The sequence below is a fragment of the Virgibacillus dakarensis genome (assembly GCF_900155625.1).
Classification (GTDB): Bacteria; Bacillota; Bacilli; order Bacillales; family Amphibacillaceae; genus Lentibacillus_C; species Lentibacillus_C populi.
In genome coordinates this window covers 1482587-1502951 of record NZ_LT732554.1, presented here as the reverse complement: position 1 = coordinate 1502951, position 20365 = coordinate 1482587, and the positions used below count along the sequence as shown (strand labels likewise).

The window sequence follows — 20365 nt, the reverse complement described above, 5'->3', positions numbered from 1 at the left end:
TTACTTGCTCTCCCACTTTTCCTGCAAATACTCCGCGTCCTCCTGCAAGGTTGTGTACGCATGTTCTGAAATAGCTTCATTAATCTTTAGCTGCTGAAGCAATCCTGCAAACGTTCCCAAGTGTTTGATCATTTTATCTTTCATGCCGTGACTTTCATAATAATGTAAAGCCTGCAAATGCATGGTCAATGCGTGTGCAGCTTCTTCGCTTGCAATCTCATCATTTTCTAAAAATGCTTCGACAAGTATTTTCATCCCATCAGTCGTTAGCGAATGACTGCCGCGGACCAAGGTTATATCAGCCGCAACCGGCAGATGATCGGATGCAAGGGAGGAATACACCTGCACATTATTCACCTTCATTCTAGGTGAGGCTAAAATCATATCAATCCTTTTTTCAGGTGATGCAGCCGGGTAGGTATATCCATTACCACTTTCGGTCATTGCCCATGAATCGCTAAACCAAAGAAAAAGCGGTTGTAATTCATCAGCCTCAGCTGCAGCATTCATATCACCGACCAAAATATTGTATTGATGCTCGCTCATTACCTTAAGCATGTCCTGCACTTGCATTTCACGAACACTTGGATCTCCCCGGTAATCCAGATGTGTTACATAAAACCATACATTTGCACCATTGATATTTATTTGTGCTTCCAGGAATCCTGGTGCAAGTTTTGGTTCCGGATCAGGGTCTTGTGTAGATAATCTCGTTATATTGCGATTTGCCGCACTTACAATTGGATATTTGCTCAAAATTGCCACACCGTATTGTCTCCGTGGCTCACCGGCACTCGCTGGATCAAAGTCATAAATCGGTGCAAAGAAATATTCCATGTCCAATTTTTCTGCCAATAGCTTTATAGTATTCTCGTTATTGCTCCTGTCACCCCAATGCACATCAACTTCCTGCAGGCCAATAACTTCTGCATCCATATCTCGGATCGTTGCCGCGATTCGATCAAGATCATACTTTCCATCCGTCCCAATCCCGGCATGCAAATTGTACGTTGCCACCGTGGCTGTAAGCTCCCTGCCTTCTTGTGTGTCATTTTTGGCAAACACCGTATTCAGCGGTAATAGCAACAGCATAAAAATAAGTACGAACGCCCATTTTTTCATCCAAAGCACCTCCCGTAATAATTGTCAGACAACGAGTTCCTGGCTTTACTGTTGATGTTCCTAGCTTTACTGTTGATGTTCCTAGCTTTACTGTTGATGTTCCTAGCTTTACTGTTGATGTTCCTAGCTTTACTGTTGATGTTCCTAGCTTTACTGTTGATGTTCCTAGCTTTACTGTTGATGTTCCTAGCTTTACTGTTGATGTTCCTAGCTTTACTGTTGATGTTCCTAGCTTTACTGTTGATGTTCCTAGCTTTACTGTTGATGTTCCTAGCTTTACTGTTGATGTTCGCGTTTCCCGTAACCGGAAACGCGAACATCGATAGCGTAAAAAGCGCTAAATGTGTTATCACCCTTTTAAAAAGGTCTATTGCCACTTCCCAATCAAATACGCTGCATCCGTGTTAAGCGTCTGATAGGTATCTTCGTCGATAATTCCATTATCTTTTTGCTTGTTCAGCAACAACATGAAGCCCTCCATATGTTTTAGCACTTTCTCCGCATTATTTTTTTCCTCAAAGCGATGTACCGCAGTTAAATGGACGTTCAACCGATGTGTGGAATCTTCCGTTAATTCACCCTTGTCCTTAAGTTTTGTGACAAGTGTTTGCAGTGTTTCGGCATTCCACGCATACATCGCATCCGCTGTTTTCTGTGCTACTGCTTGGCGAATTGGATTCGTAGACGGTGTCACATCTGTTGGATGAACACGGTTCGTGAGTAAAATGGTTATCGAATTTTGTGATGGGCTGACTACTATAGACGTCCCGGTGAACCCTGTGTGACCCATTGTTGTTGGCTCAGCTAAGCCGCTCATAAACCAGTCCTGATTTAGCTCCCACCCCAAGCCATGGTCATCTCCAGGAAATTCCGGAATATGGTTTTTCGTAATTAAGTCTACTGTTTCCTTATTCAAAATACGAATACCTTGATAGATTCCCTTATTTAACATCATTTGCCCGAAAACAGCCATATCATTTGCGGTTGAAAACACACCTGCATGTCCAGCAACACCGTCAAGGACAAGCGCATTGCCGTCATGAACAACACCACGGACCATTCCCCTGCCAGGAACGTACGCTGTCGCAGCTATACGGTCGATTAAAGATGCTGGCGGATTATACATCGTGTCCGTCATACCAAGCGGTTCCGTAATATTTTCCGCGACATATTCATCCAGACGTTGGCCAGACCACTTTTCAACCAGGGCTCCCAAAGTAATCAGGTTTAGATCACTGTACTCGTAATGGGTACCCGGTTCGTTCTTCAATGGATAGGTTAAAACAATATCAATTGCTTCCTCCCGGTTATCGGTCATGTTATAAAGCGGAATCCATGCCGTGAATCCGGAAGTATGTGTCATAAGCTGACGAATTGTCACATCTTCCTTCCCGTTTTCCGCAAACGCCGGTATATGCTCCGCGACAGGATCATCAAGTTCAAATTTTCCTTCCTCGTACAACTGCATGGCAGCAGTCGTGGTAAACAGTTTACTAATAGAAGCTAAATCAAAAATGGTATCACTTTCCATCTTCACTGGGTTCTCAACTTCCGTAAAATCCAAGTCAGCATAGCGAAGTGCGTAGCCGTATGCTTTTTGCTTCACTATTTTTCCATCCCGGGCAACAAGTACAACTGCTCCCGGCATTTCCTTATTCGCCATTGCCTCTGCGATTTCATCATCAATATCGGATAGGGGCTGCTCAAGCATTTGTACACTTACGGGATCACCTGGTACAAGCTCCGCTGCCTTTGCAAATGTTTTGCCGTTTTGCTGGGAAAACACGGCAAAAAATAGGATCATACCAAATACAATTGTTAAAAGACTTTTATTTTTCAACGGTTTCGCCTCCCTTGTATAAATAGAACCCCCTCTTCTAACTCTAACGAAAAGAGGGGGTTGCTTAATTAAATCTAGATGAAGGTTCTCTCTTTTTTAATGGCTCAATTCTATCCATCAATCTCCCATTCCGCTATTACAAAGTCAGCATAATCATGAAGGGCATTGGCAGCATCCTCTGAAATCAATCCATTTTCCAACTGTTTGTTTAGTAAGGTCTTAAACCCATTCATGTGCTTCACAACCTTCTCATTTGCACCTTGTTCTGCAAACTGCCCTACTGCTGTTAAGTGAAGGTTTAAAGCGTGTACAGAATCAGGATCCGTTATCTCCTCGTTATCTGCAAAATAAGAAACTAGCATTTTTAATCCAGGTGCACTTATATCGTTCAATAAAACATCTGTATCCGTTGCAGTCTGATTGGAATCCGTTTCCGAAGCAGTTGTAAACACAAGCTCTGCAGGTTGATCACCTTTTTCTTTCGGAATCTCCACATATACAGGTACGGTTACAGTCTCTCCAGCTTTTACTTCAATAACGTTGTGCTGCAGCTGCGTTTTCCAACCAGCATCCGTTTCCGCTTGAAGTCGGATAAGGTCCGTCGCCTCACCTGTGTTAGTTACGTTAAAATGATGAACAGCTACACGGCCTGGGGTCGTACGTTCATCTCTACTATTCTTAACGGTTACACCACGAGCATAGTCTCCCGCACCATCCATATGACGTACAGCGACCCGATACGATAGTGCACCTTCCTCGTCATATTTTTTATCCAAAATATAGAAATGCAACCGGTTATACTCATCTTTATACTCACTAACGACACCCTCGCTGGTCCCGGCCTTAAATAAAGCATCAGCTAACTGGCGGTAATCCCCTTTGGAGTACATTGCCTCTGTTCCATCTGGACGGGTAAAATCAACCTTATTAATATCATCCCGATGTGAATCTACTACCCATATATTTGGTGCACTTTCTTCATCTTTCGTTTTGGCCAGCAAAACACCGGAATCAGGGGTAAAGGAATCGAATCCAACACGATCGACAACCTCTACCGTGTAGTTGTCATACCACTTTTCCCCACGTTGCATATCCGCACGCCAATCATCTTCAAGTGAATTTGCCGGCGTTAAATCTTCCATCGTAATGTTAATACCAGACAGCCCAGTTCGGCCAAACTCACTTCCGGTTGGGATTTCCCGTGCCAGAATATCCGCGAACACTGGTCCAGTTTCATCAAGTTCATCACGATCAATCTTCAGGTACTGATCCTCTGATAAAAATCCCTGTTTTATCTTGTTACGTAACATATGATGGGAAGGAGCAGAACCGCCCAATGTTGGCATAACCATCCAGCGGGTGTGCGGTCCCCCTGGCCCATTGAAACTGCCGCGGCTCATTAATTCCCAGGGACCTGAATAAGAACGGGATACCGGCTCTCCATAAGGATTATTATAGTTATCTAGCAAACTCATAATATGGCCAAACTCGTGGGCGAACGTACCCATCCCATCATTTTCACCTTGAACGGAAATACCATTTCGTATGTCGGCACTGGACCAAATACTTTTCCCTGCTAACCAAGATGTCCAGTCAACATAACGGGTATTTGTCCAATTAGGCAAATCGCCAAGCTCGGCTTCGGGTCCATATTCATCGGTTACTGCCTCAGGATTCAGGAATTTCATTTCCCCAAATTCCTGCCAAACCCCTGATTCGTCGTAACCTGCATGTAAGACAAATGTGAAATCATATTCTTCACTAGCCGCCTCTATATCTGCCTCTGCCTTACTCATAGCCTCTGATCGTAAATCTTTGGCCTCATACCCTGGAGGCATATTCTCATGTTGCCCATGTCCCCTGCTTAGTCCATACTGAAACTCTTTTCCATCCATTCGATAAGGGCCAAAAGCGTCTATTTCCACCGCCCATTCACCAAAAGAGTTTTCCCGCCAAAATTCGTTGATCGAGTGAAAATTGTTAAGGGCTTGAGGCTCCATTAAGAAATCCTCCCAAAACTCCGGAACATCTTCTCTAGGTATTGCTCCAATTCCGATCGGATTTCCTGCAACCTCCGTACCTTCTTCCTGACTTAAAATAAAATCACGATCCTGAAAATCCACAACCACTAACGCACCTTTAAGAACTCTTTCCGGCTCAATATCTGTTTCATTCCAGTCAATGCCAGGAACCGGCTGATAATCCTCCCATGTCATATCCTCTGGAAGTTCAAAGTTTTCGGGATCAATCGGCTTAGGAAAGGCGGGCAAACCAGACTGGGCCGCATAAACCGGTGTCGACAGCAACATTATTAGTAGAATCATTAAATAGATCGATCGCTTAAGTAGTTTCATTATGTTATGCTCCTTTCCGTTTCAGGCGTAATAGAATAAAAGAGAGAGGAATTTCCCCCTCTCATCACCATTACTTTTCCTCTCCGGTTGTTTGCATACCCTGAAACGTCCATTCCAGTTGCAATGAATCTCCTTGGAACTGGTTTTGATCCTCGCCGTTATCCACAAAATTAAACTTCACAACAAGATCATCCAGGGAACCTGCTGGCAGCCCCTTTTCTCCTAGGTCCGGATAAAAAATATGTTCGTTAATCGCTTCTGGACTCATGTTTTTCAGCTGATCCAGTGTTGTTTTAAAAATAACCTCATCAAGCTTGTCCGCATTATATAAAAATTCCACTTCAATATGTTTTCCAAAATCCTCTGTATTGTCCCCTTTAGCATCCGTAACATTGTAATTCGTATCCAATGTCACTTTTTCGATATCCAATGTTCCATTATTTTGCAACTCAAAGTCACGGATAATCGAATCACCCGGTTTTAAATTTTCCACTTCGATCAGCGCTGTTGGCTCCACTGCCAGGTCAAGCGTACCAGCTGCAAACGTGTTATTCGTTGTCTCGCTTGAACTGAAATACGCATATGTCCCTCCCCCGATCAATGTTAACCCAAGTGCCGCTGACATCATTCCCATACCTAATTGTTTTTTCAAACCCATCTGTAATTCCTCCCAAAATATTAGTTGTTCGTTTCTGGATCTTCTTCTACATTTGTTTTACTGGCTGATGAGTCAGGATTTTCATTTGTTTCCTCAGCCTTTTCTTGTTCTGGAGCATCCGTCTCTTCAGATAGATTACGAGGCTCTTTTGTTGCATTATCCTTCTCATCTCGGCGTTCCTGATTTTTTGTCACCTGCTGGTTATCTTTTTTGTCCACTGTTTCCTCTTGACTTTCTTTTGGTTCATCAACTTTGTTATCAGTTGATTCCGTGGTTTGCTGCTCAGTCGGGTCTCCGCCGTTAACTTCGGCTTTCATCTGCAATTTTTCATCATATGACGCTGTATCCGTGAAGTAAGCATTGGTTGGAGAGGTTAGTACATGGACAATCAGGAACGTCAAATACACAATGGTGAGGCTTCGTAACCAAATCCTGCTTTTTCTCTTGGTGATGCTTTTTCGCTGGTCAGGCATTTTCATCTTCCTTTGACATGCATTAAGATTAGCTACAAAACGTGAAGCATTTACAATATCATACGTTCTTTACCATTTCGTCATCTTTCTCGACCTCCAATCACAAAATGTGTTAAAAAATACACTCCTTTCCAAAAAATTTTTACTTCTTCTTTGGATGTGTAAAAACCTTTTATGTACATCATTTCTACTTGAAGTATAATAGAATTCATTTGCAAATGGTGTCGAATAATGTCGTATAAATCTGATTATTTAAAAAATGAATAGTTAGCACTAGCATAAACGTGAGGCTATGGGTGAAAAGGTTGTGTAAAACAGTTAATATCAAGCGGTTACAGGGTTTCTGGACTAGTCTATAAGTGGGAAGCATATTTTTGTACAGTGGAATTTGCAGCTAATGTTTTGTTCCCTCCTTGGTCGCGCTCCGGTCGATGGTCGAGCTTCTCCAGTCGATACCTCTAGTAAAAAGCAAAAAAAGAGAAGTTACGCGATAGACGTTTTAGCCTTCTCGTAACTTCGCTACCAGCGTTCCAATTCTATTTAGACTAATGCCGGGCAACTCTTAATTCCTTCACTTCTACTTTGCAATTAATTCTTCTGTATCCATTTCTTAATCAACGTTTCCGTGCTTGACAAATTTCCTCGCTTTTTCCTGGTCTTCAAAATGCTTCACTGTTTTCATATGAAGTTTCAACACCTGCGCTATCGTATCATTGGAGAATTCATCTTCTTCATATTGTTCAACAGAAGGGTTTCTTATCTCTTTAACAGTCTAATTCTTAGCATACCTGTCTCTTTGTTTGTCCCAAAGAATTTATACAACTATTTTACATCCCCCTTGTGACAGGTCGTAACCTGCCACAAAGGGTTGTCATATTCGTAAAACGGCAAAACCTATTGCCATGCTGCAATTAATTCGTCGGCCTGAATCTGCAAACTATTGAACGCTTCATTAGAAATCAATTCATTCTCTTTTTGATAATCAAGCAAATCTTTAAAACCTTCCTCCATGTGTTTAACTACTTTTTCTGCTGCTTCTTGATCTTCGTAATGACTCACCGCAGTCAAATGAAGCATTAAAGCGTGAGGGGCCTCTGTGTTTGCGAATGCTCCTTCTTCTGCAAATTGCTCAACAAACGTCTTGAGAGCGTCTGCACGAGAAGGAAGTTCACCTTCTTTTTGGTTATACGAAAGTTTCACTGTATGTGATTCCCCAAGTGAACCGGACACGTCTATTTCAATTTTTGTATAGGGTTGCATAGTTAAAACATCTATATTATCGTCTTTACTAAGAACCGAAAAACTAGTTTTCCCTAGTTCAAGTGTTATCTTTTCTTGCTCCTTTGTCGGATCAGATACAGAAACTGTTAGTTCATCTCCTTCTTCATTTATGATCACCGACGCAGGATCATACGAACGAATAAAATTGATTTGATTAGGGCCAGATTCAAAAAAGTTTGCCGCTGTCAAATCAAGTTGTGTTTCCTTAACTGCCTGAATCCGATTGGTATTACTCAAGATTTGAATGTCCGGATCATTTTGGTACTGCTCCGTTTCATCTACATTCTTATTTGGAAGTAGAACGTAGGAATAGTTATCATCCACTGGATCGATACCGTGTTCAATTGCAAGTGATAAAAAGTTGCGCGTACTTGGTGTATAGGTAGCATATTCTGGCAACTCATTTATAAAGGACCATGCATGTGTGCTGGATTCTCTTTTTCCGATAACGTTTGATCCATCCGGAAAAAAGTAGCCGATATCCGAATTTTTAGTGTTCCCCTCTAAGTGAGCCCAATCGACGTTTTCCATTGTTTCCGACCAACCTAAATGAGATGGTTTAGCTTCTCCGTTGACGGTTAATGTATTATCGCCCTCTTCGTTGATTTTACGATTTTCTACGATTGTTTCTACCTGTGATCCAGATTCACTCGTTATTCCAGCTCCAAGAGCAACGATTTCATCGTCAAACATAAACCAGGACTTTTGACCACTCAAGCTGGACGCCTGTCCACTGGTGGTTTCTAAATCCGGGTCCAGTTTCATCCCGGCAACGCCGTAAAGATCATCCATCGATGCCCCGCCAGCCCATGACTGGTCTGTTGTTTCACCTTGTCGTGTTTGTCCATCAGATGTCGTTCCCGGTAAACGGTAATGATCAACGTTCGGCCAAAAGTTGTCATTAAATTGTGCCAAGTCGCCGTTGTACAAATACGTCATCCCTTGACCCGTATACCATGCCCTCAGGTTTTCATCGTTACCCGTCTCGTAGTTTCGAATACGCTCGGAGCTCATACTAATCCCAAAGGCGAATCCCGGACGGCGATGAATGATACGGTCCATCGCCGGAAATTGTTTATGCAAGGTTAAATCTGGTTTAGGTTCAACACTACTATCGTTTAACAATGTATTGACAGCGAGAATGTCTCCGAGTTCCATCCCTTCGTAGTTCAATCTATCGTTTTCTTCAATCCATGATTTAACCATACTGTTGATATAATCGGCTTTTTCAGGTGGTGCTATTTGGGACAGTCGGAGAAAAATTGCAGCCAAATCACTCCCCACGATGTTATCTTGCTGAATTTCCCTCGATATTGCCCTTCCTCGAACCATATCCATCATGAGCCCGTTATAAACAAGAGGTTCATAAGATTCTTTTACCCATTTATAAACATTTTCTAAGTTCGGATCTGTGACTTCCCAAGAGGAATTGCCCAACAAGTACAGAGCATCAACTAAGTGGTCTATCAGCACATACCCATAACTCCCCGTATAGGCAACATTGCCGTGCTGAATAAATGAACCGTCTTTATAAAATCCGTCCCCTCCCGTTGAATAAAGAAACACTTTACTTAATGCGTCTCGTCCTTGAGCGATTTTGTCTGGATTTTTACCGATTACACCTCTAAGCGCAACGGCTAACGCCTTGTCCACACGGTTAGCACCAGTTTCTTCAAGATTCCCGTTTCCTCTCCTAGTCGGATCCGGAACGAAATGATCGATAGTGTTCATGTAATTGGTTTTCTGAGTTTCTGTCAACTCATCGTAGAGTAAGACGACAAGATCATTTAACAATAAAGGTAGTCCTATTTGCCACTGCCACCAGTTGCCAATCTGATTGGTATTTTCGTTGTATTTTTCTGTATAAACCCATTCCATTCCCATAATTATGTCATCCAATAAACGCTCGTCATGGTAAAGTTCTGATCCTTTTATCGAATATGCCAGAGCCATTTGCTTTAAACGAGTGTACGAAGCTTGCATGTTGAAAGGATAATTATGGGCACTTTCGGGAACATCAAGGTCTTCCCACAGGCGCTCCGTTTCTGGATCAGTATCCATACTCGTCCAATAGTCAGTGGCCTCCTCGTTAATCGCTTCTATCTTCGCTTGTATATCAGGGTCTGCTAAATCCAAGTCCTTTCCACCCGTTAATTTATTAAACCATTGGGATCGCATTTGTTCGAAATCGTCGGGCGCTTCCGCTGATACTTGACTCTCATTGATACTGTCAAATGTCGATGTGACTAGGAAAATAATAAACAACAAGGGGACTAATTTCGATATTTTTTTGATCAACGTCACCTTCTCCTCTCTTTGTTAGATTTGTTTAAATACCTTGTGTCGAGCCATCGCACTTGCTACGAAAGGGGCACCCTACTTATAAAACTATGGCGTGCTTTCAACTTTAAAGTTTGCGGTTATTGGTAAATAATCTGAATTGGAGGTTGGAATGACCTCAAAGGCTAAGCGCAACTTATTCGTTGTAACAGCAGGAAAGGAAATTGGTCAATCTCCATGGCGGATGGTACGCCGCCCTATAACCGTTGCCCATTTGCTTCCATCCCAAAATTAAATTTCATATTTCTGGAAACGGTTGCCAACCCTTTTATACTCCCGTTATAGTCTGGTTAACAGTCATCCTCTTTGGAAAGTCAATACCTAACCATGCAGATGTAACACCTACACCGGACACCCATCTGGTAGTTAAATTACAGTCAACTGCTTATGTTAAGACCCCCCGTGGTAGATTAATTACTATGGGGGTCGTTTTACACTAAGCTATTGCCATTTCTTAATCAACATTTCTGTGCTTAACTTAAGTACGTCATAAGCCTTTTCGGAAATCCATTGTTTTTCTCTATGCTGATCAAGCAATTTTTCAAACCCTTTTAAGTGCTTAAGTATTTTCTCCACTTTTTCTTGGTCTTCGAAACGCTTCACTGCATTCATATGAAGTTTTAACATGTGCGCTGTATTATCACCGGAGAACTCTCCACCTTCTTCATACTGTTCCACAAGCTTTTTTAAATCGGTAGCATTTTCTACCGGTGCTGTCGCATCCTCTACGGGAATTTCATGATGATATTCGTCAATCCATTCTTTTTTAGCAAAATCACGACCTTTTATTACAACTTTATCATCATAAACCTGGACGTATAAGCCCTGGCTTCCAGCATGATCGATGATGATTTCATTCCCATGTCCGTCTAGCCCATAGGTATTGTACACACTTCCCGACGTTGCCATTTGAACCTCTCACGACTGAAGTCGCGAGATTCCTAAGTACGGAAACCTATTGGCTTCTAATGGATTAGGCTATCCCCGCAGTTCCTGCGGTTAATCGCAATGCTTCATTGCGAAGATTAATACTTGCGTTAAGGTCACGATGATGATGACACTTGCAAATCGGGCATGTCCATTCACGCAGCGCAAGATCCTTAACATCTTTATGTTGATGACCACAATTGGAACACAATTGGCTGGAAGCAAAGTTTTTCGCCACGGTGACCACTTGCTTTCCATACCACGTTGCTTTGTACTCCACCATCACTCTGAATTGTGCCCATGATACTTCGCTTATGGCCTTTGCCAGACGACCATTTTGAAGCATATTCTTGACAGCTAAATCTTCCATCCCAATGATATCGTGGTTTTTGACAAGATGGGTGGAGATTTTATGTAACATATCTTTCCTTGCATTCGTGATTTTTTCGTGGGTTTTGGCGATTTTCACTCGTTGTTTATGCCAATTAGAAGAATCGACTTTTCTTCTTGATAAGACCCGTTGAGCTCTAGCCAATTTTTCTTCCAGTCTACGAAAAAACGTTGGATTTTCGTAGACAGTCCCATCTGACAGTGTAGCGAAATCCTTTAACCCTACATCGACGCCTACGGATGAACCTGTTTTTGGCAATGGTAGCACGTCTACTTCTGCAAGAATGGAAACAAAGTATTTCCCACTAGGATTCCGTCTAATCGTGGCGTTTATGATTCTCCCATGAACTTCCCGACTTTTCGCAAAGCGTACAAGCCCAAGTTTTGGGAGTTTCAGATGTTTGTCTCGTATAGCAATATTTCCATTCACATGCTTCGTTGTATAGGACTGAACTGGATTCTTTTTAGATTTAAAGCATGGCTCATTATTTTGCTTTTTGTAATACCTTTTATAGGCATCATTCACGATTTCAACTGACTTTTGCAGGGCTATACTATCTACTTCTTTCAGGAATGCATAATGCGCTTTCAAATCACGAATGGCTTTGATGGACTTGTTTTTGTCGAAGAATTTCCCTCTCCAATTATTTTGAGGGAGTTGTCCTTTTTGAACCATTTCATGAACGGTGTGCCAATAAGCATCCTGTTCTTTTTGTTTGCCCACGAAAAAATTGTAAACAAAACGGCAACAACCTATCGTTTTCGCAATGAGGACTTCTTGTTTTTTGGTCGGATAGATTCTGAACTTATAAGCTTTCTTCACCAACAATGGAATGCTCACCTCGCTTTCTGGTTTTGAATATACTGTCGAATCTGTGCTTCTGTTTGCTCGCTAACCGTTGCCACAAAGTAAGAGGGGTTCCAAAGATGACCACCCCAAAGTTTCCTTTTTAATTCAGGGAACTCTTTAAATAGTAATCTAGCTGAAACACCCTTTACTGTTTTGATCATCGTTGGGATAGAATGTTGTGGCGTACAATCCACCAATAGATGCATATGGTCATGGTCACTCTCCATCTCCACAATGGTAAAACCGTTATCCGCAGCAATTTGATGTAGCAATTCCTTTAATCTTGTATCTATATCGCCTGTTAATACGTTATGACGATATTTTACACACCATACAAGATGATATTGAATAGTGTACACATATCCCCTGCCATATCAGCCACCTCACATGTATTGTACCATATGTTAGTGCGTTTTATGATAGGAATTATGATTAAACAAGAACATTATGCATCTTTTTATATTACAAATGTTGAATCGTTAACGTGACATGAAGTCACGCCCGATTCGAAGCCGATTCATCTCATGATTGAAATCACGAGTGTTCTCGGCTAATGCATAAAATCCATCTTTCACAAACAAGCCAGGTATATGCAATTCATGATGTGTATGGCCAGAGAAAAAAATCACTTGCGGATATTGGGAAAGAATCTCCCTTAGTTGCTTATCCTGTAAGATACCACGTTGATAATACTCAATATCCGTTCCTGTAAACGAATATGGCAATGGATTGTGCAGATAGACAAAAATTGGTTTGGTCGAATCATCGTGTTTCTCAAGCGTTTGTTCCAACCATTGCAGCGGCTCCTCACTCATAAACTTTTTCTCCGTCTGCCAGAACTTGAAATTCGACTGTTCCATAGGTCTGCGAACCGTTTGCACTTATTTCATCGTCAACTCCTATATCGGAGATGAATCTGGAGGCATTACCACCGAGGTAATAGGAAACCTTTGATGGCGCATGTACACCTAAACCTTTATCATACGTAACACCATTTAATGTTAAGATATTACCATCGCCTTCGCCAGATTCGCCATTACTGCTATCAAGTTCCACAGGGCCCCAACCATTTTCGGCTTTAATTGGTTCCAAATCACTCAGCCACGAAGACGTTGTTGGGGGATCGCTTAACTTGTCAGTGCGAGAACTATCTTTCGTATCCTTAGCTGCATGGGAAATCGCTGCATTCAAGGTGATCCCACATAGCAGCATGAATGTTAACGCAAATGATAGAATGATAATTTTATTTATATTCTTTGCTCCCATTACTGATCCCTCCATTAAATCTTGTATACCCTCTTATACACCTTAACTTATAATTATTGGGATATTCTAGCAACTCTTATATCTTGAAACAAATTTAACCAAGTACGAATTAATCTATCATTTTTCCCCGCCAGTTGCCTGCTCCGCATTAAACGTCCACTCAAGCTCCAGCGCGTCTCCCTGAAATTCGTTTTGGTCCTCCCCATTATCGACAAAATTAAATTTGACAACCAAATCATCGAGATCACCGGATTGCAGTCCTTTTTCGCCAAGGGTTGGATAGAAAATATGCTTATTGACAGCTTCTGGAGTCATCTCCTTCAATTCAGCAAGGGTTGTCTTGTAGATGACCTCGTCAAGCTTGTCCGCATTATATAAAAATTCAACCTCGATATGTTTCCCGAAATCATCTGTATTGTCGCCCTTCGCATCCACAATCTTATAATCCGTTTCCAAAAAAACTTTTTCAATGTCCAGTGAACCATTATTTTGCAGTTCAAAATCCCGAATGACATAATCACCAGGTTTCAGACCCTCAACATCGATAATGGTAGTAGGCTCAACGGACAAATCCAGTGTACCGGCAGCAAATGTATTGTTTGTCTGCTCACTGTCACTGAAATACGCATATGTTCCACCACCAATTAACGCTATACCTAATGCCGCCGACATGATTCCTATACCCAATTGCTTTTTAATTCCCATCCAAAATCCTCCTTCATATTTTGTGCTATGTTAGTAGATTTGCTAATCCCTGTTGCCGATCATGATTGCCAGGCTAAAGGCAACGCATGATGCGTTACCTATTGCCATTTGCAATCAAGCTGTTGGTACCAGACACAAGACCCTCATAGGCTTCATCTGTTATCAGCTCTTTTTCTTGTTGATGGTCAAGCAGCAGTTTAAACCCTTTCAAGTGTTTCACGATCTTTTCTGCTTGCTCTTTTTGTTCAAATCGTTTAACTGCGGTTAGATGCATTTTTAAAGCATGTACGGTGCTATCGTTTGCAAACGCGCCAGATTCATCATATTGATCAACTAATGTACGCAAGTCAGCCACACTTGATACCGGAGCTACCTGTTCGATCCGGAGATTATCCAACATGAACGTGCCTTCCCCAGTATCCATATTGACCGACGTTCCATCACTAAAGAGGCCAATATACGTTTGTCCATTTTCCGAGCCGGTAATCGTAAACTCCGCTGTTTTCGTATCGGTAGATGAAGGAAGTAGTTCATTTGCTGTTAATCCTTTTGCATCACCGATATTTCGAACATCAATCGCTTGATTACCAGCGATAAACCGGTAGGAATCGGCAGTTGTTTGATAGTCAAAGCTCACCTTGTACGTTACCCTCGGTTCAAAGTGAAAATGCTGCGGAATTGTCCGATATACCAATCCACTGTTTCCGGTATTCACCTTCAGGGACCAGTTTCCATCAAGTACATCATCCACTGCCTTTTTACCCGCCCATCCTTTTTGCGTATACGGAGCATGAAGCTCGGCCAGATGGATTCGATTATCCTCGACACCCTCTGTGTTACCGATAACAAATGGGTAAATTCCTTGGGCGACTGTTTCAAAATCCTGTTCAAACACACTTGGTGAGATATAATTATTTAGTGACTTTTGCACGATTCGGATGTCATCAAATTTTGTATTTCCTTCTCCCGCTTCACGGCTAAGCGTTAATTTCGCTGTGTCACTTTCAGCGGTAAAGCTTACTTGCATTCGTTGCATTTTGCTGTTATATCCATCATTTGTTGCATGCGAATCAGCTTTGACATAGTTCTTTTGCAGGCTGCGTAATGTATAATTGTTTACATCCTTGACACCGCCTGTAACAGCAATTGAAGCTTTTTCATCACTGTTGTTTTCCACATATACCTCCGCTACATAATCCTTGCCTGGTTCCAGGTCGGTAAATGTCCTCGTTACGCTCGTCTGCTTTGCTGGACTGGCAACATTTAAATAATAGTCACCACTGCTTAAATTCCGGGCATCACCTGTTTGATCGGTTCGGACAACACTTACTGCCTGCTTATCGCCCTTAACCTTCGTGAAGTCATCATCAACGGTTCCTGTATTAAACCCGGAATCATGGACATGGGCGCCTGTACTCCAATCATCAACCTTTTCACCATCATCTTCCCCGGTAACGACAATATAAGGAGTTGCTACTTCGGCGTTCAGTGTAATTTGATTATCTACTACGTCAACCTCTTGCATATCGGTTCTGCCTTGATCCGTTAGCTTGTAGACCTTCAGACTAGTAATACCTTCGTATTCATCTGGAAGTGTCCACGTTGATTTTCCACCATCCAAATTCCAGTGATATAGTTTACTAGAATCAGGTGTAGGCGTTGCAAAGTCCTGTTCTACCCACGGAATCAGATACTTGTGTTCATCAAGTACGACATTATCGTTAAGCGTAATGATCCGTTCTCTTGAATCATCTTTTCTTGTGACGACAACCTGATCGCCGTTGCTTGGATCTTTTAACTTAATTTCCTTTTCCAGATTGGTTTTCGTTGGATCTCCATCTGTTGTTTCCCAATTGGTCACATAATATTTTTGCAAAAATTTCGTTGGCAGATTGGTATCAAATGTCATGCGGATAAAATGATCAAAATTCTTATCTGACTGCCATCCTTCAAAACCTGCTAATTCAAATCCGCCAAGTAATGGATGATCCGCAGTTCCTCCCGCTTCCGGCCAATTCAATACCCAGGAGTCTTTTTGCTGGTTGCTGATAAATCGCAGTACTTCGGAATTGATCCCCTTACTGGATGCTCCACCATAGTTTTTATCAGTAGCCCAATGCTGCCAAGTGGAATAGTTTGGAATAGACGTACCAAATTCAGTCGTCACTCTCCATCCTCTATCGATAAATTGTTCAGCAATTCGATCGGACTCCCATTGATCCTGATACCAAACGTCCAAGTAAACGAAGTCAAGTCCTGGCACGGCAGCTTTCAGTTTGTCCAGTCGTTCTGCTCGGGTCCCTGAATACAAATCTTTTAATTTATCAATCGTATATGACTGATCCAGCCAGCCCCATCCTTTATCATTTGGACCATCGATAAAATCCTCATTAAAGGCATCAGCTTCAGGATACGTTTCTTGCGCATTAATGTGGACACCAAATTCCGAATTGTATTTATGTCCTTCTTCAATTAAGGTATTTAAGTCTACAGCACCACCCATGCGCTCACCGACATCACCATAATCCGGATGTGCACTGTCATGCCCTTCATTAGCATACCCTTTCAATAAAACGGCTTGTCCTAACCCATCCGTTGCGAGCGCGACCTTTTTAACATTGTCCAGTGTTTTTAGGAATGGCTGCTGGGCCTGTGAGCCAAAATTCATCGCAATCCGCATACCGACGTTATTGTTCACATTTTCGGATCCCTTAATATCTTGCATGATATCCCGATAAGCAATCGCACCATCCTGCCAGTCCACTTTCTTGTCATCGTTCCTATCTTCCGTGATGACGATTTTTATCGTTGGTTTGCTGGACGATGGCTCCGGCATAAACTCCCGCTGGTAATAGAGAGAGCTAGACGCTATACCCATTGCCTTGTCACCATTAGCATTTTCGTAACGGTTAGCAATCAAGTTATGGTATCCATCTACTTCCGAACTGGACCATACCCCTGCACTCAAATCGTCTGTCGACAAGAAGGCGGTATAGTACCCCTTTGATGTTCCGATTTCTTTCATTGATGAATCAACCTTCACGTTTACGTCACCGGGTTTAGTAACGTCACCGCTGAGATTGGTTAATTTAGCTTTTGCACCTGTTTGCGAGGCATCTACCGAAATAAAATTCATATCGGCAAATTCAACCGTCTCAATTGCTGCATCCCCTTTGTTATTCATTTCCTCAAAGCTGTAAATGGCCTTATTATCATCCACTTTTAGCGAAACGGTAAAGGTAGCATCAAGATCCGCAAATTCATCTTTAACTTTTAACGTATAAACCGCTTCCCTATCACTAACCTTTTCAAAGCTTACTTCTGGATAGTAAAGCATATTATTTACTTTTAATCCATAAACAGGCGATTCCTGCCCATTCATGACGTGATCGCCAACATTATATTCGATAATGCGCGGGAATACCTCATCAATCGTGACATCCATATACTCCGAGCTTAACGTCTGTTCTATCGGCTCTTTATTTGGCGGCTCTGGTGGATTGTATTCCTTGATGCTTACATTAGAGATCGTAATGTTAGCAGCACCACGGCTCTTCTCGAATCCCAGCAACCCTGCTTTATCTACACCGCCTGCTTGAGTCCAGGAACCCATTTTCTCGTCATTAATGTACAAAGTTGCGGAATCATCAATAAACCTGACACGCAGATGATAGGTTTGATCCGCTTTTAATGGGGCACCTTTCGTCATCGAAGTCCATTTGTTTGCCGGGCCGAAGATTTCGTGGAAATACTGACTGTTCTGATCCCCTGTTCCCGCGTACGAATACGCTGAAGGATCTTGAACACGATAAATAACCCCAAAACGATTCAAGTCCGTATCCGATGTAATGTCCGCTTCAAAAATACCATTCTTGATTTTTTCCATATTTTTGTAAACTATTTTATTTTTCCCATTCGATGTAACACCAAACGTTGCGGATCCATCATCGTTATAGGTTAGCTTTCCGTCACCTTGAATAATTTCAAAGTCACCTTCTTCCAGGTTCTCGTCTGTGATTTCTCCTTGACTATTAGAGGATTCAGCAGTTTCTTGTGATTCCTCCCTTTTTTGTGTCGCTTTCGTTTTTGCCCTTGCATCCTGGTTACTAGCTTGTTTCTCAGTTTCTGACTTGTCATTGCGGTTTTTCTGTTGTTGTACGATTTCAGTTGTTTTGTCCCCGGCAGGTGCGTTTTGCTTCGATCCTTCTGCATGAACTGACGGTGAAAGATTCGTGAATGCAAAAGGAACCAATAGCAGAAATGCCAGTAACACTGTTAATGCTTTTCTAGAAAATTTTTTTGCCACTTGTCATGTTAACCTCCTTTTTTGATAGATGAAAAACGGATGGGCGAGTCGAGCATATCAACCTTTAAAAAATGGAGATATTTTTATACCCAGAATCTCCCTGTGTAAGGTGCGATAATACAAGTTAAGATTAACCCTGTTAAAACGCTTTCACAACAGAAATATTGTCATATTTTTTATGAATATTGCTTGTTGTTGGATTTTTTAATAAATTAGTGATATAGTACTAAGTAAAAAAACCCCAAAAAATGAGGGTTTGGGACATATTTACTATTTATTTGGATTACATAATTTAACAAGTTTTTCGATCCGGGTTCAAAATCGATTTTGTGTGTTCTCGATTGGTTTTGGGGTGCCCTCGATCGATTTCGCGGTGCCCTCGATTGATTTTGCGTAGTGCTGTTGCTCAAAACCGAATAAATTCTCAAAAAAGTGTTTTTCTCGTTTTCGAAATGGCTGATCGAACTATTAGGAGATGAAGAAGAAAGGAAAAGTGGAAATGATAAAGAGAAAACCTTGAATAAGCAGTCTTGATCAAATAAAAGGAATACAGATGTAGAGGCAATTATATTGTTTCCCCTTTTTAAACTTTTGTAAAATAAAATTGACAGTATAAAAAATAAATTTTATACTGTACTTAGAATAAGGTACCGAGTAGCGCTAACTACTCAGTACCGACAACTACACACTGCATGAAAAGCAGTTGGCCAACATAATTATGTTTTTATCTAGGTGGAGTAATCGCTGACCTTGGGATAGGGGGCGATTACTTTTTTTGATGAGATAAACGACAATAGTTACAATTAGAGTAAAAGTAGCTACAAGCGTTAAACTAAATTGCGCTACTAAACTTAATGCTTCGTATGTCGTCATCCTACCACCTTCCCTTCTTAAGTAGTTTCACGTGACTTAAGGAACAAGGAAAGATGGCCAACTGCCCACACACCTATGTAATTGCTTCATTCATTTTATCATAATTGCAAGAAAGCTACTAACACTTTTTTCATGAAAGGTTTATTTCAATATTATGGGCATTGGTTATCCATAAATTTCCTTAAAAACGCAAGAGGAGGTTTTTAGTGTAATTGAGATGCTGAAAGAAATTTGTATATCTTTAGCAGAAATTAAAGACTTTTTGCATTTCAAAAACCCTCGAATTATTAACGGAAAAAGAAGAGAAAGTGAAAAAGAAAATCGTGAAAATGCAGCGTACACAGCAAATTATTCAAAACAAGAAAAAGCAAATTGAGGAAGCATTACGATTGAATTTTGATTGGTTTACAATCGAAAAGATGGAAACAGAATGCTATGTATTAAGTGAAAATACTTTAAAACTGTTCCGATAAAGAATTTACAAGGTCAATTATGTCATTTATTAAATATACAAAGCAAGAAGAACTTGAAACTGGTTATCCTATTGGAGGTTTGATCCGTCAAGAGCAAGTAGATGCAGGAGATTATTGGAATTATTCGCATTTTTATATGCGTGTGGATCAACCTGATTTAGCAGAACCTTTTATCAAAAAAGCCGGAAAATATGTGATTGCCTATCATAAAGGTAGTTATATGACGATTCAAGAAACCTATGAAAAAATGAAAACTTATTTGAGTAAGGAAGGGTATCGTATTTGTGGTGACAGCTTTGAAGAGTATGTAATTGATGAGGTAAGTGTATGCGGGGAAGATAATTATGTAACAAAAATAATGATACAATTAGAAGAAAAGTAAGCAAGTTGCTACTTTTCTTCTACCATTTTAGTATAACCCTCATTTTTACATGAGTCTCTTATTTTTTCTTTTGTAACATCCTTTTCTAAGCATGCAATTGACAGTTTCACTTTTGTGTAGAATTC

18 protein-coding genes are annotated in these 20365 nt (G+C 41.2%); 3 read left to right on the top strand and 15 right to left on the bottom strand.

Annotation, left to right across the window (positions count from 1 at the left end; all coding sequences use genetic code 11):
- The 7 genes from CZ382_RS16960 to CZ382_RS16930 form a co-directional block, all read right to left on the bottom strand.
- Positions 1-1122 carry an endonuclease/exonuclease/phosphatase family protein gene (locus CZ382_RS16960; protein ID WP_088052386.1) on the bottom strand — a complete coding sequence of 374 codons (1122 nt, stop codon included), beginning with the start codon at positions 1120-1122 and terminating at the stop codon, positions 1-3.
- 367 nt (positions 1123-1489) lie between these two features.
- On the bottom strand, positions 1490-2962 hold the full coding sequence (locus CZ382_RS16950) for a serine hydrolase domain-containing protein (protein ID WP_235000465.1): 1473 nt from the start codon (positions 2960-2962) through the stop codon (positions 1490-1492).
- A 110-nt stretch (positions 2963-3072) separates the two neighbouring features.
- Positions 3073-5316: a M6 family metalloprotease domain-containing protein gene (locus CZ382_RS16945; RefSeq protein WP_088052384.1), complete on the bottom strand. Its 2244-nt coding sequence runs from the start codon at positions 5314-5316 to the stop codon at positions 3073-3075.
- Positions 5317-5386: 70 nt separating this feature from the next.
- Complete coding sequence (locus CZ382_RS16940; protein ID WP_088052383.1) at positions 5387-5974, bottom strand: CalY family protein; 588 nt, start codon at positions 5972-5974, stop codon at positions 5387-5389.
- A 20-nt stretch (positions 5975-5994) separates the two neighbouring features.
- Positions 5995-6447, bottom strand: a complete 453-nt coding sequence (locus tag CZ382_RS16935; RefSeq protein ID WP_088052382.1) for a hypothetical protein — start codon at positions 6445-6447, stop codon at positions 5995-5997.
- Between the two features lie 610 nt (positions 6448-7057).
- Positions 7058-7207 carry an FIMAH domain-containing protein gene (locus CZ382_RS24865; protein ID WP_407701327.1) on the bottom strand — a complete coding sequence of 50 codons (150 nt, stop codon included), beginning with the start codon at positions 7205-7207 and terminating at the stop codon, positions 7058-7060.
- Positions 7208-7341: 134 nt separating this feature from the next.
- Complete coding sequence (locus tag CZ382_RS16930) at positions 7342-10026, bottom strand: polysaccharide lyase 8 family protein (protein WP_088052381.1); 2685 nt, start codon at positions 10024-10026, stop codon at positions 7342-7344.
- A gap of 154 nt (positions 10027-10180) precedes the next feature.
- Here CZ382_RS16930 and CZ382_RS24550 point away from each other — a divergent pair, with 154 nt between their 5' ends.
- Complete coding sequence (locus CZ382_RS24550) at positions 10181-10303, top strand: hypothetical protein (RefSeq protein ID WP_268811328.1); 123 nt, start codon at positions 10181-10183, stop codon at positions 10301-10303.
- A gap of 206 nt (positions 10304-10509) precedes the next feature.
- Here CZ382_RS24550 and CZ382_RS16925 read toward each other — a convergent pair whose 3' ends face one another.
- The 8 genes from CZ382_RS16925 to CZ382_RS24860 form a co-directional block, all read right to left on the bottom strand.
- Entirely contained in the window at positions 10510-10977 is a 468-nt protein-coding gene (locus tag CZ382_RS16925) for an FIMAH domain-containing protein (RefSeq protein ID WP_088052380.1), read from the bottom strand.
- Between the two features lie 64 nt (positions 10978-11041).
- Complete coding sequence (gene tnpB / locus CZ382_RS16920; protein WP_088052379.1) at positions 11042-12214, bottom strand: IS200/IS605 family element RNA-guided endonuclease TnpB; 1173 nt, start codon at positions 12212-12214, stop codon at positions 11042-11044.
- 8 nt (positions 12215-12222) lie between these two features.
- Positions 12223-12594 carry an IS200/IS605 family transposase gene (gene tnpA / locus CZ382_RS16915; protein WP_088052378.1) on the bottom strand — a complete coding sequence of 124 codons (372 nt, stop codon included), beginning with the start codon at positions 12592-12594 and terminating at the stop codon, positions 12223-12225.
- Positions 12595-12714: 120 nt separating this feature from the next.
- Positions 12715-13050 (bottom strand): metallophosphoesterase family protein, encoded by a 336-nt coding sequence (locus CZ382_RS16910; protein WP_088052377.1) that lies wholly within the window; start codon positions 13048-13050, stop codon positions 12715-12717.
- Positions 13043-13501: an NPCBM/NEW2 domain-containing protein gene (locus CZ382_RS16905; RefSeq protein WP_200809540.1), complete on the bottom strand. Its 459-nt coding sequence runs from the start codon at positions 13499-13501 to the stop codon at positions 13043-13045. Before CZ382_RS16905 ends, CZ382_RS16910 begins: the two co-directional genes overlap by 8 nt.
- Positions 13502-13618: 117 nt before the next feature.
- Positions 13619-14206: a CalY family protein gene (locus tag CZ382_RS16900; RefSeq protein ID WP_088052375.1), complete on the bottom strand. Its 588-nt coding sequence runs from the start codon at positions 14204-14206 to the stop codon at positions 13619-13621.
- A 94-nt stretch (positions 14207-14300) separates the two neighbouring features.
- Positions 14301-18512 carry an endo-alpha-N-acetylgalactosaminidase family protein gene (locus CZ382_RS16895; protein WP_088052374.1) on the bottom strand — a complete coding sequence of 1404 codons (4212 nt, stop codon included), beginning with the start codon at positions 18510-18512 and terminating at the stop codon, positions 14301-14303.
- Positions 18513-19193: 681 nt separating this feature from the next.
- Complete coding sequence (locus CZ382_RS24860) at positions 19194-19385, bottom strand: putative holin-like toxin (RefSeq protein ID WP_088052373.1); 192 nt, start codon at positions 19383-19385, stop codon at positions 19194-19196.
- A gap of 308 nt (positions 19386-19693) precedes the next feature.
- Between CZ382_RS24860 and CZ382_RS23815 the strand changes: the two genes are divergently transcribed.
- The gene (locus CZ382_RS23815) at positions 19694-19858 is read left to right on the top strand and encodes a hypothetical protein (RefSeq protein ID WP_159457824.1); all 165 of its coding nucleotides are present in this window, start codon (positions 19694-19696) and stop codon (positions 19856-19858) included.
- 19 nt (positions 19859-19877) lie between these two features.
- On the top strand, positions 19878-20240 hold the full coding sequence (locus CZ382_RS16885; protein ID WP_088052372.1) for a GyrI-like domain-containing protein: 363 nt from the start codon (positions 19878-19880) through the stop codon (positions 20238-20240).
- Positions 20241-20365: the final 125 nt, after the last annotated feature.